This window comes from Streptomyces sp. NPDC045470, assembly GCF_040646595.1.
Taxonomy (GTDB): Bacteria; Actinomycetota; Actinomycetes; order Streptomycetales; family Streptomycetaceae; genus Streptomyces.
In genome coordinates this window covers 619,331-633,403 of sequence record NZ_JBEZAN010000001.1, presented here as the reverse complement: position 1 = coordinate 633,403, position 14,073 = coordinate 619,331, and the positions used below count along the sequence as shown (strand labels likewise).

Annotated in this window: 12 protein-coding genes; 8 read left to right on the top strand and 4 right to left on the bottom strand. The window is 72.9% G+C overall.

Going from position 1 to position 14,073, the window contains the following annotated elements; all coding sequences use genetic code 11:
* The first annotated feature begins 38 nt into the window (after positions 1-38).
* Complete coding sequence (locus AB0A97_RS02725) at positions 39-341, top strand: hypothetical protein (RefSeq protein ID WP_361143459.1); 303 nt, start codon at positions 39-41, stop codon at positions 339-341.
* Between the two features lie 100 nt (positions 342-441).
* Here AB0A97_RS02725 and AB0A97_RS02720 read toward each other — a convergent pair whose 3' ends face one another.
* The gene (locus AB0A97_RS02720; RefSeq protein WP_361143456.1) at positions 442-1,839 is read right to left on the bottom strand and encodes a condensation domain-containing protein; all 1,398 of its coding nucleotides are present in this window, start codon (positions 1,837-1,839) and stop codon (positions 442-444) included.
* A gap of 123 nt (positions 1,840-1,962) precedes the next feature.
* Positions 1,963-3,144 (bottom strand): sensor histidine kinase, encoded by a 1,182-nt coding sequence (locus tag AB0A97_RS02715; protein ID WP_361145201.1) that lies wholly within the window; start codon positions 3,142-3,144, stop codon positions 1,963-1,965.
* A gap of 544 nt (positions 3,145-3,688) precedes the next feature.
* Here AB0A97_RS02715 and AB0A97_RS02710 point away from each other — a divergent pair.
* From AB0A97_RS02710 to AB0A97_RS02700, 3 genes are read left to right on the top strand one after another with little or no spacing between them, the layout of a single operon-like run.
* Positions 3,689-4,555 (top strand): MaoC/PaaZ C-terminal domain-containing protein, encoded by an 867-nt coding sequence (locus AB0A97_RS02710; RefSeq protein ID WP_361143453.1) that lies wholly within the window; start codon positions 3,689-3,691, stop codon positions 4,553-4,555.
* 58 nt (positions 4,556-4,613) lie between these two features.
* The gene (locus AB0A97_RS02705) at positions 4,614-5,699 is read left to right on the top strand and encodes a Zn-dependent alcohol dehydrogenase (RefSeq protein WP_361143450.1); all 1,086 of its coding nucleotides are present in this window, start codon (positions 4,614-4,616) and stop codon (positions 5,697-5,699) included.
* Positions 5,700-5,748: 49 nt separating this feature from the next.
* A complete protein-coding gene (locus AB0A97_RS02700; protein WP_361143447.1) occupies positions 5,749-6,702 on the top strand; it encodes a 3-oxoacyl-ACP reductase in 954 nt (317 codons plus the stop codon).
* 126 nt (positions 6,703-6,828) lie between these two features.
* Here AB0A97_RS02700 and AB0A97_RS02695 read toward each other — a convergent pair whose 3' ends face one another.
* Positions 6,829-6,993, bottom strand: coding sequence for a hypothetical protein (locus AB0A97_RS02695; RefSeq protein WP_361143444.1), 165 nt, complete (start codon positions 6,991-6,993; stop codon positions 6,829-6,831).
* 134 nt (positions 6,994-7,127) lie between these two features.
* Positions 7,128-8,504, bottom strand: a complete 1,377-nt coding sequence (locus tag AB0A97_RS02690) for a hypothetical protein (protein WP_361143441.1) — start codon at positions 8,502-8,504, stop codon at positions 7,128-7,130.
* A 298-nt stretch (positions 8,505-8,802) separates the two neighbouring features.
* On the opposite strand from AB0A97_RS02690, the gene AB0A97_RS02685 reads away from it, so the two are divergent.
* The 4 genes from AB0A97_RS02685 (at position 8,803) to AB0A97_RS02670 (ending at position 14,053) form a co-directional block, all read left to right on the top strand.
* Positions 8,803-9,669, top strand: a complete 867-nt coding sequence (locus AB0A97_RS02685; RefSeq protein ID WP_361143438.1) for a Nif3-like dinuclear metal center hexameric protein — start codon at positions 8,803-8,805, stop codon at positions 9,667-9,669.
* A complete protein-coding gene (locus AB0A97_RS02680; protein ID WP_361145198.1) occupies positions 9,666-10,409 on the top strand; it encodes a C4-type zinc ribbon domain-containing protein in 744 nt (247 codons plus the stop codon). The genes AB0A97_RS02685 and AB0A97_RS02680 overlap by 4 nt, the downstream gene beginning before the upstream one ends.
* Before the next feature lie 3 nt (positions 10,410-10,412).
* Positions 10,413-11,606 carry a bifunctional RNase H/acid phosphatase gene (locus tag AB0A97_RS02675; protein WP_361143435.1) on the top strand — a complete coding sequence of 398 codons (1,194 nt, stop codon included), beginning with the start codon at positions 10,413-10,415 and terminating at the stop codon, positions 11,604-11,606.
* Positions 11,607-12,001: 395 nt separating this feature from the next.
* The gene (locus tag AB0A97_RS02670; RefSeq protein ID WP_361143432.1) at positions 12,002-14,053 is read left to right on the top strand and encodes an alkyl sulfatase dimerization domain-containing protein; all 2,052 of its coding nucleotides are present in this window, start codon (positions 12,002-12,004) and stop codon (positions 14,051-14,053) included.
* Positions 14,054-14,073: the final 20 nt, after the last annotated feature.

Below are 14,073 nucleotides of genomic sequence, written 5' to 3'. Positions count from 1 at the left end.
GCGATAGGGGGAATGCAGTGCGCACCCCGGGAGGAACCTTGAAACGTCTGCGCGCCGCGGTCGGCATCTCGTGCGCCGCTGTGGTCCTGTGCCTGACGTGTCCGACGAGCGCCCAGGCGGCTACCGGCACGCTCACGGTCAACGGCAACGAGAAATTCGTCAATCCGCACGACGGCTCGTGCTTCTCCTGGCCCAAGGCCGGCCTGGACCTCAAGAACCAGACGAATCGCGAAGTGGTCGTGTACCGCGGGACGAACTGCACCGGCACCGTCGGGCAGGTCGTCCCGCCGGGGAAGTCGGCGAAAGCGCCCCGGGGGATCAGTGTGAAGATCCAGCGCTGACCACGCTGCCGCGGTCCCGGTGAGAGCACCTGCGGCCGGCGCCGAGGGCACCCGCGAGAACAGCGCGGGCCCCGGCGCCGGCCGGTACGGGACCGGGACGTCAGACGGGTGTCACGACGTCTTTTCGGGCCACCGAGAGGATGAGTTCCCGCAGCCGCTCGACGTACAGCCGCAGGCTGCCGTACGCGGCGTCGGTGTCCGGGTAGCGGCCGGCGAACTGCAGGCCCTCGTGGAGCCTGGTGATCCACGCGCACACCTGGTCGCCGTACGAGACCCGGATCAGCCCGTACGCCTTGAGGTGCTGCCACTGTTCGGAGCCGGGGACGCCGCGCGCGTCGACGAACGAGACGATCGAGTACAGGTCGGGGGACGTGGGCCGGAAGTCCGAGCCCAGCAGCCGGAGCACCCGGGCGAGGGGGACCCGGGACAGCGACCGGTTCTCGCGTAAGGCGGCACGGACCATCTGCATGGCGGTCTCGAAGTCCGGCGCCTGCCCCACGGGCACCTCGATCGGCGCGCCGCCCACGTACCAGCCCACGGAGTCCGACCACTGGGACTTCGCCCGGGTGTGGAAGGGCACGACGGTGCGGTACACCGGGTGGCCGCCGACGTCGCGGACGATGAGGCCGGTGGCCGCGAGGACGCCGATGAAGCTTCCGCCGTACGGGCGGCAGTACGCCTCGAAGGCGGCCGCCGCCGCGTCGTCCACCAGCATCTCGTGCAGGAACTTCTGCGTGGGCAGCGGGCCGCCGGGGTCGAGGCCGAGGTCCAGCGGGAAGTTCGGCAGTTTCCCGTCGCACTGGGCGATGAACTTCCGCCAGCGGGCGACGATCTCGTGGGTGTCGTCGACCTGGTCGGCGGTGCTGCGTTCGGTCGCGCAGAAGTCGACGTAGCTGGCGACGGGCGCCGTGTCGACGGTGCGGCGGTCGAGACCGGCCGCGTAGAGCTCATGGATCTCGGCGGTGATCCGCTGGATGGAGTACGCGTCGACGTTGCTGTGGTCGAACGCCATGTAGACACTCGTACAGTCGTCCCGGACGACCGCGGTGAAGATGAAGTTCGGCCAGCGGAGCGCGTCCGCCGCGGTGTCGAATCGATCCTGCAGATGCTGGGTCAGCGCCGCCGCGTCGGTGAAGTCGCCGACCTCCGTACGGTGCAGCACGACGTCGTCGGCGTCGAGCGTGAACCGCTGCATCTCGTCTCCGGCCCAGCGGAAACCGCTGCGCAGCGTCTCGTGCCGGAGGGTCCAGGTCCGCAGTGCTTCCTGCAGGACGTCGAGGTCGGCTCTCCGCGGTATGTCGAAGGCCGTGCCGAGCCAGGTGGGGACGAACAGCCCGTCCTCGCGTACCGATCGTGCCGTGCGCACGTGGGACTCCTGGATGTACGCGGGCGGACGCGCGTCGTTCGGCAAGCTCATGGCGGCCTCGACGACCGCCGGGTGCAGCGTCCACTCCACGAGGCGTCCGGGCCGGACCTCGCAACGCTGGATGTCGGTCATGCGCACAGGGGTTCTCCGTTCGTAGTCGCGGGAACTCAGCTACAGGTTGTCCCGGACGGGGCGGGAGTTATCCCATGAGAGCGAAGTTGCACCGTGGGGCGGAACTGTGCGGTAAGGAACACGCTAGCGCCCCAGGGGCTCCTCACCGCCCAACGGCACCTCCGCCACCAGCCGGAATCCCCGGCGGCCGTCCGGCCCGGCGTCCAGCGTGCCGCCGGCGGTCGCGAGGCGTTCGGTGAGGCCCTTGAGGCCGGTGCCGCCAGTGGCGGGAGGTGTGGCGGACGGGGTGGGGCCGTGGCCGTCGTCGGTGACGGTGAGGCGGGCCCGGTCGCCGGCGGCGTCGGTACGGACCTCGATCTCGCAGCGGGTCGCGCCGCTGTGCCGCACGGTGTTGGTGACGCCTTCGCGGACGACCCAGCCGAGCAGCGCGCTCGCCTGCGGGGGCAGCGGCGGGCCCGACTCGCGTACGACGGGTTCGATGCCGGCGCCCTCCAGGGCGGACCGGGCGCGGTCCAACTCGGTGCGCAGACTGCCCTCGCGGTAACCGGTGACCGCTTCGCGGATCTCGGTGAGCGCCTGGCGGCCCACCGCCTCGATGTCGGCGGTCTGGGCCAGGGCCGCGTCGAGGTCGCGCGGCGCCAGCCGCCGGACCGCCTCCGCCTTGACCACGATCACCGACAGGGTGTGGCCGAGCAGGTCGTGCAGGTCCCGGGAGAAGCGCAGGCGCTCCTTCTCCACGGCCGTGCGGGCCAGCTCCTGGCGGGTCGCGTCGAGCTGCTTGACGGTGTCGAAGAGGCTCAGGACGGTGGCGGTGACCATGCCGGAGATGAAGGTGCCGTAACCGATGGCGGCGGCCTGCCAGTGGTCGCCGACGAGCCGGCCCGCGATGGTGCCCGCGGAACCGCTGAGGACGAACAGCAGGATGAAGTGGGGCCTGCCGCGGATCGCCCGGACCGCGCCGGAGGCCAGGGACAGGAGCGGGAAGAAGAGCAGCCAGGCGTGGCCGAAGGCGATGGAGATGGTGTAGGTGACGGCGGCCAGGGCGGCGAGCCCGTACACCGGGACGCGGGAGTCGCGGTAGCGGGGGTTGAAGGCCGCGAAGACGACGAAGATGTACAGGGAGTTGAAGGCGAGCAGGCCGAGGCCCGCCAGCCAGGTGTTCTGGGACTTGCCGCTGATGATGTTGGACAGGGCGCCGATGCCCATCAGCAGCCACGGCAGCAAGGTGAAGGCGCGCGGGCCCCTGCCCTTGGCGGAGTCGCCCCCGTCGGCTTCCTGGGCCCCGGCGCCCTGGTGCGGTTCGATGGGCACATCGAGCAGGCCGGACCAGCCCGGGGCGGCCGGCTTGCGCGTACGGCGCCGGCCGAGCCGGCCCCGCCCGCCGCACGCGCTCTGCGCCTCCTGGCCACCCTGGCCGTCCCGTCCCTCCTGGCCGCCCCGCCCGTCCTGGCCGTCCGCTTCGGTCTGCCGGTTCCTGCGCACGTTCCGTACTGCCTCTTCCCTTTTCCGCGCCGCTGTCCGCGCTCTGCCCGCGACGCTACCGACGCCGTCCGCGGCCTCGGCAGGGGTGAATGTACGCGGTCGGCACCGACAAATGTCACAGAGCCGGGCGGGTGGGGGCGTCGCGCTCACCTGACGGGGCGTCAGGGGTTCCGGGCGTCCGCCGGATCGGCTATACATGAGAGCCGTCGGATAGAACGCGTTCTAGAACGGCGGGCCGGGCACCGTGGCCGGCCCCGTACCGCCCGGACCGCCGACGCGACGGCCGACCGCAGGCGACCCCGGCACGGCCGACGGTGCGGACGGCCGGGCCGGGGTCTTCCCACCGTGGTGAAGGAGCAGCCGCCCCATGCCCATCGACGCCGCCAAGGCCACCTCCGCCGAGCCGCGGACCACCGAACTCGCCTGGGAGCCGAAGGACGTCCTGCTCTACCACCTCGGCATCGGCGCCGGCGTGCCCGCCACCGACCCCGGCGAGCTGCGCTACACCCTGGAGAGCAAACTCCACGTACTGCCCAGCTTCGCCACGGTGGCGGGCGGTGGCATGGCACTGGCCGGCGGCCTGTCCGCGCCCGGCATCGACGTGGACCTGGCGGCCGTCCTGCACGGCGGCCAGACCGTGACCGTGCACCGGCCCCTGCCCGTACGGGGCCGGGCCGTCCAGACGTCCACCGTGCCCGCCGTGTACGACAAGGGGAAGGCCGCGGTGATCGTGCTGCGCTCCGAGACGGCCGACGACGACGGGCCGCTGTGGACGTGCGACACACAGATCTTCGTCAAGGGGGAGGGCGGCTTCGGCGGGGAGCGGGGGCCGTCCAGCCGGCGGGAGCTTCCCGAGCGCGCGCCGGACCGAACCGTCGAACGGACCGTACGGGAGGACCAGGCCCTCCTCTACCGCCTGTCCGGCGACTGGAACCCCCTGCACGCCGACCCGGAGTTCGCCGCGCTGGCCGGCTTCGACCGGCCCATCCTGCACGGGCTGTGCACCTATGGCATCACGCTGAAGGCGGTGGTGGACGAGGTGCTGGGCGGTGACGTGGCGCGCGTCACCGCGTACACGACCCGGTTCGCCGGGGTGGTCTTCCCCGGCGAGACGCTGCGCGTCCGCATGTGGCGGGAGCCGGGGCGGGTCCTGGTGTCGGTCACGGCGGCCGACCGGGAGGACGCGCCGGTCCTGGCGGACACCGCTGTCGAGACTGGCCCGCCGGGTGTGTAAGGACATGCCTGGCCGTACCTGACCACCCCACTCTGGCCGCCCCGCGAAGGGAGCGCACATGCGCGCAGCGATTCAGCACCAGACAGGGCAGGACAAGCTGGAAGTCGTCGACGACATCGAGGCGGTCGGGTTCGGCCCGGGGAAGGTCCGTATCCGCGTCCGGGCGACCGGGCTGTGCCACTCCGACCTGTCCGCGATGAGCGGGGTACTGCCGCAGCCCGCCCCGTTCGTCCCCGGACACGAGGGCGCGGGTGAGGTCCTGGAGGTGGGCGACGGCGTCGACGGCCTGTCGGCGGGCGACCGGGTGCTGATGTGCTGGCTGCCCGCCTGCGGTACGTGTCCGTCCTGCAAGCGCGGCCAGACCCACCTGTGCCTGGCCGGGTTCATGAACGCCGGCACCCCCAACTTCCGCCGCCCCGGCGCCGACCCGTCCGACGTCTTCGGCTTCGCGGGCACCGGCACCTTCGCGGAGGAGGTGGTGGTCGCCGCCAACTGCGCCGTACCGATCCCGGACGACGTGCCGTACGAGATCGCGGCGCTGATCGGGTGCGGGGTGACGACCGGGCTGGGCGCCGCGCTGAACACCGCGCGGGTGGAACCCGGCTCGTCGGTCGCCGTCATCGGCTGCGGCGGCGTGGGGATCTCCGCCGTCCAGGGCGCGCGGGTGTGCGGGGCGGCGTCGATCGTCGCGGTGGACCCGGTGGAGACGCGGCGCGAGGCGGCGCTGCGCTTCGGTGCCACGGAAGCGGTCGCCCCGGAGGCGCTGGCCGACGCCGCACAGAGGATCACCGCCGGTGAAGGCTTCGACTACGTCTTCGAGGTCGTCGGCAAGTCCGCCACGGCGCGCACCGCCTACGAGGCGACGCGGCGCGGCGGCACCCTCTGCGTCGTCGGTGCCGGGGCGATGGACGACCACTTCCAGGTCAACATGTTCGAGCTGTTCTTCGACGAGAAGCGCATTCTGCCGTCGCTGTACGGGGGCGGGGACGTGCTGCGCTCCTACGAGCGGGCCATCGCCCTGTGGCGGGCGGGCCGCATCGACCTGGCGGGGCTGATCACCCACCGGGTGCGGCTCGCCGAGATCAACGAGGCACTGGAGCAGATGCGGACCGGCGCCGCGCTCCGTACGTGCATCGAGATGTGATCCGTCCCGGCGCGGGTGGCGCCCCGACGAACGAGAGGAAGCCGAGAACGTGACTGCTCCCACCGAACGGCCGCTCGACGGTCTGACCGCGATCGTCACCGGCGCCGGCCGCGGCCTGGGCCGGGCGGAGGCGCTGGAACTGGCCCGGCTCGGCGCGGCCGTCGTCGTCAACGACTACGGGCAGCCCGGCCGCGACGGCTCCGGCGCCGCGTCGGCGGGCCCGGCCGAGGAGACCGCCGCCGAGATCCGCGCGGCGGGCGGCGATGCCGTCGCGCACGCCGGTGACGTCGCCGACCACGAGACGGCCCGCGACCTGGTCCGGCAGGCCGTGGACCGCTGGGGCAAGCTGGACGTCCTGGTCAACAACGCGGGCATCCTGCGCGACCGGATGGTGTTCTCCATGACGGAGGACGAGTGGGACTCGGTGATCCGCGTCCACCTCAAGGGCCACTTCAACACCACGCACTTCGCCGCCGCGCACTGGCGTGAACGGTCCAAGGCCGCCGGTGAAGCCGTGTACGGGCGGATCGTCAACACCTCGTCCGAGGCGTTCCTCGCGGGCTCGGCGGGGCAGCCCAACTACGCGGCGGCCAAGGGGGGCGTCGTCGGCCTCACCACCTCCTCGGCCCTCGCCCTGGCCAAGTACGGCGTCACCGTCAACGCCATCTGCCCGCGCGCCCGTACCCGGATGACCGAGGACGTCTTCGCCGGGTTCGAGGAGCCGGGCGGCGGAGCGCTCGACGCGCTGTCCCCGGAACACGTCGCGCCCCTCGTCGGCTACCTGGCCTCGCCCGCCGCGGCGCGGGTCAACGGACAGTTGCTGGTGGTGCACGGCGGCATGGTCGCGGTGGTCGAACGGCCCAGGGTGGCGGCGCAGTTCGACACCGCGAAGGAGGCGTTCACGTATGCGGAGCTGGACGGCGTACTGACGCCGTACTACGCGGATCGCCCGCCGAACGAGACGTTCGCGGCGACGGAGGTGCTCGGCCTCAAGCGGAGGTGAGCCCTCCGGTCCCTGCGCGCACCCGACGGCCGTGCCCGCCGTACCCCTGACCGGGCGGTACGGAGGTCACGGCCGTCGGGTGGCACACGGGTCCGGGGCGGGCCCCGGAGGCTCGGACGCGGGGTCTCAGGCGTCCTGCGGCTGCCTGTCCCGGCGGTGCCTGCCGTTCGGGGACGCGTCGGTGTCCTCCGAGGCGGCCGGGCCACGGTGCCGGCCGGCGCCTGCCGCCGCGGCGGCCCGGTCGGCGTCCTGCAGGCGCGCCTGGGTCGTATCGGTTCGGGCTTCGGACATGCGGGAAGTCACTCCGTCAGATCGCTTACGGCGGTACGCGTCGGACCTCTCCCAGTCACCACTGGGAAGTGCCGCGGCGAGATGCCGTCGGCGGCCGGTCGACCGCCGATACTAACGAAGCGAACGATCTTGCTCTACCGGGCTTCCCGGGCCGCCAGCGGCGCCTGTTGCAGCGGCACCGGTCTGCACGGAGAGGGATGCGCGGAGGCGCCGAACGGTTCCTGCGTCCCGGGTTCCGTTTGTGAGGATGGTGTGGAGGGAGCGGGTGGCGGCTGCGTACGGACGTGCAGCTCCACGGGAGTTGAGGGGATACGTACCCATCGTGCGGCTCTGACCGGAAAACCGGCGGGCGTCAGGTCACCGGAGGGAGCACCGCAGGGACCACCGGAGGAACGGGGCGCGCCGGGCGGCTCCGCGCGACGCCCGGCGTCGGCGGACAGCACGAGGGGCGCGGCATCCCGGGTCTGCGCCCCGGTGGCCCGGGCCGGCAGCCGGGCCACTCCGCACGGCACCGCCGGTGTCTCGAACGGCAGCCGCAGTTCGCCGTCCGGCGTCCACAGCCCGGTGCCCGCCAGCCATCCGCCCGGCGGCGGCAACTGGCGCAGACGGCGCTCCGCCGGCCGCCAGACGCCCAGCCAGGTCCCGGCGGCCGCGTCCACCCGGAACGCCACCGCGCTGCTCTCCGGCGCCAGTGCCTGCCCCGACTGCACGGCGAACGGCCGGAGCGCCGCGTCCGGCAGCCGCAGGCACTCCGGGAAGCGCACCGGCAGCGCGCTGCCCAGCACGCCCCAGCCCAGCCGGTCGTGCCCCGCCGCGTCCGACCGCAGGATCAGCAGCCCGCTGTCCGGGTCGGCCAGCAGCAGCCGGTCGTTGCTCTCCTCGGTGATCTGGAGCAGCGGACTGACCTCGCCGCCGCGCTCCAGGTCGACCGCCACCGTCTTGGTACGCCCCGCCAGCTCCTGGTCCAGGGCCAGCAGCCGGCCCGTACGGTCCAGCCAGACGCCGCCCGTGCAGCGGCCCTCGATCTCGGCGACGCAGGCGGGGACGGAGCGCGCCCGGCCGGGGACGGTGGACTGCCGGCCGTCGTGCACCAGCCACAGCGCGGTGGAGTGCTCGCCGGGCGCCAGCGCGTAAGCGCGCGAGCCGCACGGCGCGGCGGGCAGCAGCGTCAGCTCCGCCGCCTCGACGGCGCCCAGCGGCAGCTCGCCGGTGCCCGGACCGGTCGGGTACAGCAGGCCGAGCGTGCAGCGGTCCGCGACCCGGCGCCGGATCAGCACCCGGCCGTCCGTGAGGGGCAGCAGCCCGGTGTCCGCCTCCTCGGGCTGGTGGCCGGGCAGGGGGACCGCGTACGGCTCGGGACCCGCCAGCGTCCAGCGCTCGGGGTACCAGCTCCCGGTGCTCTCGTGCCGCGCGAGCCGGGCGGCGTAGGAGCCGTCGGCGGCGATCGTCAGCGCCGCGCCGTGCTGCCGGGTGTCCGGCGCCGCGGCGTCCTCGGTGACACAGGCTGTCATCGAGTGCTCACCTCCAGTCAGTGCGGTCGAAGCTAGTTTTCGCACTCCCAAACGAGCAGAGAAGGTTGCGGCACTTCACGCGAAAGAGTGGCTGATGTCCGGTTCGCCTTGAGGTGTGGGGGGTGGTTGTGCTCTGTGCCGCAGGATGGGGCGCCGGCGGGAGCGGCCACGGCGCCGGACGGCCCCGGTCAACCCGGTGCTCGCCGTACGCCTCGGTGGCCACGGCGCTCCCGGCCCGCCGGACCGCTGCCCGAAGCGGCCCGGCATACCGGTACGGCTGGGAGGTAACCTTCCACCCGTGCCCGTACTGTCTGAAGTCCTTGCCGCGCTCGACGCCCTCTGGCCCCCCGAGCGGGCCGCCTCGTGGGACGCCGTCGGCACCGTCTGCGGTGATCCGGACGCCGAGGTGCGCCGGGTCCTGTTCGCCGTCGACCCCGTGCAGGAGATCGCCGACGAGGCGGTGCGGATCGGCGCCGACCTGCTCGTCACGCACCACCCGCTCTACCTGCGCGGTACGACCACGGTCGCGGCCGGCACCTTCAAGGGCCGCGTCGTGCACACGCTGATCAAGAACGATGTCGCGCTGCACGTCGCGCACACCAACGCCGACACCGCCGACCCCGGCGTCTCCGACGCCCTGGCCGGCGCGCTGGACCTGCGGATCCTGCGTCCGCTGGTGCCGGACGACACCGACCCCCACGGCCGCCGCGGCCTGGGCCGGATCTGCGAGCTGCCGCACCCGATGACGCTCGCGGAGTTCGGCCCGTACGCCGCCGCCCGGCTGCCCGCCACCGCGCAGGGCGTCCGGATCGCCGGTGACCCGGACCGTACGCTCCGCACGGTCGCCGTCTCCGGCGGCTCCGGTGACAGCCTCTTCGACGACGTACGGGCGGCGGGCGTGGACGCGTTCCTCACCGCCGACCTGCGCCACCACCCCGCCTCCGAGGCGACCCAGAAGAGCCCGCTGGCGCTGCTGGACGCCGCCCACTGGGCCACCGAGTGGCCCTGGTGCGAGCAGGCCGCCGCCCAGCTCGACGAGATTTCCGACCGGCACGGCTGGAACCTGCGCACCCATGTGTCGCGCACGGTCACCGACCCCTGGACCGCCCACGCGGCGTCCGACGCCCGCACGACCCCGACGAATACATCAGGAGCCCCCCGCTGAACGCCGCGCCCGCCGACCAGATCCGCCTCCTCGACGTCCAGGCCCTGGACGTGAGGCTCAGCCAGCTCGCGCACAAGCGCAGGAACCTTCCCGAGCTGGCCGAGATCCAGACCCTGGAGGGCGACCTCACCCAGCAGCGCGACCTGCTGGTCGCCGCGCAGACCGAGGAGAGCGACACCACCCGCGAGCAGACCAAGGCGGAGCAGGACGTGGACCAGGTGCGCCAGCGCGCCGCCCGCGACCAGCAGCGCCTGGACTCCGGCGCCATCACCTCGCCCAAGGACCTGGAGAACCTCCAGAAGGAGATCGCCTCCCTCGCCAAGCGCCAGGGTGACCTGGAGGACGTCGTCCTGGAGGTCATGGAGCGCCGCGAGTCCGCCCAGGAGCGCGTCGCCGAGCTGACCGGACGCGTGGAGTCCGTACAGGCCAAGGTCGACGACGCGGCCGGCCGCCGGGACGCCGCCTTCGCCGAGATCGACGCCGAGGCCGACACGGTCCGCAAGGAGCGTGAACTGACCGTCGCCGACATCCCGGCCGACCTGCTCAAGCTCTACGACCGGCTGCGCGAGAAGCAGGGCGGCCTCGGCGCCGCCCGCCTCTACCAGCGCCGCTGCGAGGGCTGCCGCCTGGAGCTGGACATCACCGAGCTGAACGACGTGCGCAGCGCGCCCGCCGACAAGGTCGTGCGCTGCGAGAACTGCAGCCGCATCCTGGTGCGCACGCCCGACTCGGGCCTGTAGGCCGTGGCCCGTACGTTCGTCGTCGAGGCCGACGGCGGGTCCCGGGGCAACCCGGGGCCCGCGGGCTACGGCGCGGTCGTCATCGACCCGGAGACCGGGCAGGCGCTCGCCGAGGCCGCCGAGTACATCGGCACGGCGACCAACAACGTCGCCGAGTACCGGGGGCTGCTGGCCGGTCTGCGCGCCGCGTACGCGCTGGACCCGGAGGCGGACGTCCGGGTGCGGATGGACTCCAAGCTCGTCGTCGAGCAGATGTCCGGGCGCTGGAAGATCAAGCACCCGGGCATGCGGCCGCTGGCGGCGGAGGCGCGGAGCGTCTTCCCGCCCTCGCAGGTGACGTACGAGTGGATCCCGCGCGAGGAGAACAAGCACGCCGACCGGCTCGCCAACGAGGCCATGGACGCGGGCAAGGCCGGCCGGCAGTGGGAACCGCGGGACTCCCGGGCCGGACTGGACGCGGGCGGCCCGGCGCGCAGTGCCGCCGCCCGCGCGGCCGACGCGGCGGCGGACGCCGCGGAGACCGAGCCGGCCGACGGGCCGAGGACGCCGCCGGCCGGCTGGGCGCCCGCCGACCTGGGCGCGCCGACCACCCTCGTCCTGCTGCGGCACGGCGAGACCGCGCTGACCCCGCAGAAGCGGTTCTCCGGCAGCGGCGGCTCCGACCCGGAGCTGTCCGAGGTCGGCCACCGGCAGGCCGCGGCGGTCGCCGCCGCGCTCGCGGCCCGGGGCACCGTCCAGGCCGTCGTCAGCTCACCCCTCAAGCGCTGCCGGCAGACGGCCGAGACCGTCGCGGCCCGCCTCGGCCTGGACGTACGCGTCGACGAGGGCCTGCGCGAGACCGACTTCGGCGCCTGGGAGGGCCTGACCTTCGCCGAGGTCCAGGAGCGCCACCCCGAGGACCTGGCCGCCTGGCTCGGCTCCGCCAAGGCGGCACCGACCGGCGGCGAGTCCTTCGCCTCGGTCGCCCGCCGCGTCGCCCTCTCCCGCGACAAGCTGCTGGCCCGGTACGCGGGCCGCACGGTGCTGCTGGTCACGCACGTCACCCCGGTCAAGACGCTGGTACGGCTGGCCCTCGGCGCCCCGCCGGACTCCCTGTTCCGGATGGAGCTCTCCGCCGCGTCCCTGTCGGCGGTCGCGTACTACGCCGACGGGAACGCGTCGGTACGGCTGCTGAACGAGACGGCGCATCTGCGCTGAGGGGCAGGGCGTACGTACGCCCCGGGGGCGCCTGCCCGCCCGTGTGCCCCTGAGGTGCCGGCCCGCCGGCGGGCCCCCGGGGCGCCTGCCCGCCCGTGTGCCCTTGAGGCGTCTCCCCGCCCGTACGCCCCCGAAGGGCCGCGGGCGGGTTTTCCTTGTCACCGGCCGGTTTTTCCCCGAGCCGCTGCCGGCCTGCGGTCCCCTCTTTCCCAGCCCCGAATATCTGGCGTGATACCTGCGCTTTTCTCCGGCGCGGGGCCGGTTCAGGCTGCTGGCTTGATTGGTTCCTTGTAACTCGCACACCGGTTTCCTAGCGTCACTCGCACGTAAACGGCGCCATCGGCGCCTTTCCCTCGCCGCATGCGTGAATTCCGCATGCCTGTACGGAGGTTGGTATGCCCAGCGAGTACACCGGACCCGTCGAGATTTCCCCGTCCGTGGCGGAGGCCAACCGGGCGGCAGCGGAGCGCCTCCGGGAGCGCGGTTCGCGGGACTTCGAGGACGCGCAGCGGGGGTTGCTGGCGGTGCCGGACGTACCGGCGATCCACTCCCGGTCGGACAGCGGCAAGGAGGTGTGGAGCTTCGCCGCGTACGGCTTCCTCGCCGACGGTGGCGAGCAGGCGCCCCCGACGGTCGATCCGAGCCTGTGGCGCCAGGGCATGCTCACCGCGACGGCCGGCCTGTTCCAGGTCGTCTCCGACGCGCGGCGGAGCGTCCACCAGGTGCGCGGCTACGACCTGTCCAACATGACGATCATCGAGGGGGACAGCGGGATCATCGTCATCGACCCGCTGGCCTGCTACGAGACCGCGCAGGCGGCCCTGGCCCTGTACCGCGAGAGCACCGGGAACCGGAACCCGGTCCGCGCGCTGATCTACACCCACAGCCACGTCGACCACTTCGGCGGCGCCCGCGGCCTGTTCGCCGAGCGGAACGACGAGATCCCCGCCGGCCTCCCGGTCATCGCGCCCGACGGGTTCCTGGAGCACGCCGTCAGCGAGAACGTCTACGCGGGCCCGGCGATGCAGCGCCGCGCCGGGTACATGTACGCGGCGGACCTGGACAAGAGCCCGTACGCGCAGGTCGGTTCGGGCCTGGGGCTGACCGTCTCCACCGGCGAGGTCACCCTGCTGCCGCCGACCGACTACATCGGCAGCGCCCAGGCCGTCACCAGCGACGACTGGTCGCCCGCCGACGTCATTCCGTGGCGGGCGGGGCTGCACCGTCGGGTCATCGACGGCGTACGGCTGCTCTTCCAGCTCACGCCCGGCACCGAGGCGCCCGCGGAGATGAACATCTACCTCCCCGAACTGCGGACCCTGTGCATGGCCGAGAACGCCACCCACAACCTGCACAACATCCTCAGCCTGCGCGGCGCCCAGGTACGGGACGCGCACGCCTGGGCCACCTACCTCACCGAAGCGATCCAGACCTTCGGCGAGCACACCGAAGTGGAATTCGCCTCGCACCACTGGCCGCGCTGGGGCAAGGAAAGCATTCTTGAATTCCTCAGCAATCAGCGGGACATGTACGCGTACCTCAACGACCAGACGCTGCGGCTCATCAACCGCGGACACACGGGCATCGAGATCGCCGAGGAACTCCAGCACCTCCCGGCCGGTCTCGCCGAGCACTGGTACAACCAGGGCTACTACGGTTCGCTCAGCCACAACTTCAAGGCCGTGTACCAGCGGTACATGGGCTGGTTCGACGGAAATCCCGCCCACCTGTGGAACCTGCCGCCGACAGCGGCCGGTACGCGGTACGTGGCGGCGATGGGCGGCGCCGAGGCCGTCGTACAGAAGGCGCAGGAGGCGTACGACGGGCACGAGGGTGACCAGGACGCGTACCGCTGGGTCGTGGAACTGCTCAACCACGTCATCTTCGCCGACCCCGCCACCGTCTCCGAGAAGGCGGTCCGGGACGCCAAGGCGCTCCAGATCAAAACCTTCGCACAGCTCGGCTACGGCGCGGAGAACGGACCGTGGCGCAACTTCTACCTGACCGGCGCCGAGGAACTGCGGTCCGGCCCGCCGCGGCCCACCGGCCAGGGCGCCCCCGACCTGGTCCGCAGCATGACCCTGGAGCAGGTCTTCGCGGCGATGGCCCGCAGCGTGGACGGGCCGAGGGCGGCGCAGGAGCAGCGCGCCGCGATCGTCCTCCAGTGGCAGTTCACCGACACCGGCCAGGAGTGCACCACCACACTGCGCAACGGCGTGCTGGTGTACGTGGACGGCAAGGACCTGTACGCGGGCAAGCCGCAGGCCACCATCACCCTGACCAGGTCGGCCTTCGACTCGCTCATCCTCGAAGGCCCGCTGTTCCAGCGGAACTTCGACGCGGCGGTCAAGGCGGGCGGTGTCCGCGTCGACGACCAGCCGGCGGCGGACACCGTCTTCGGCTACCTGACGGTGCCGGACCCGTCGTTCCCGATCGTCACGCCGTAGCACCCGCCGGGCCGTAGCAT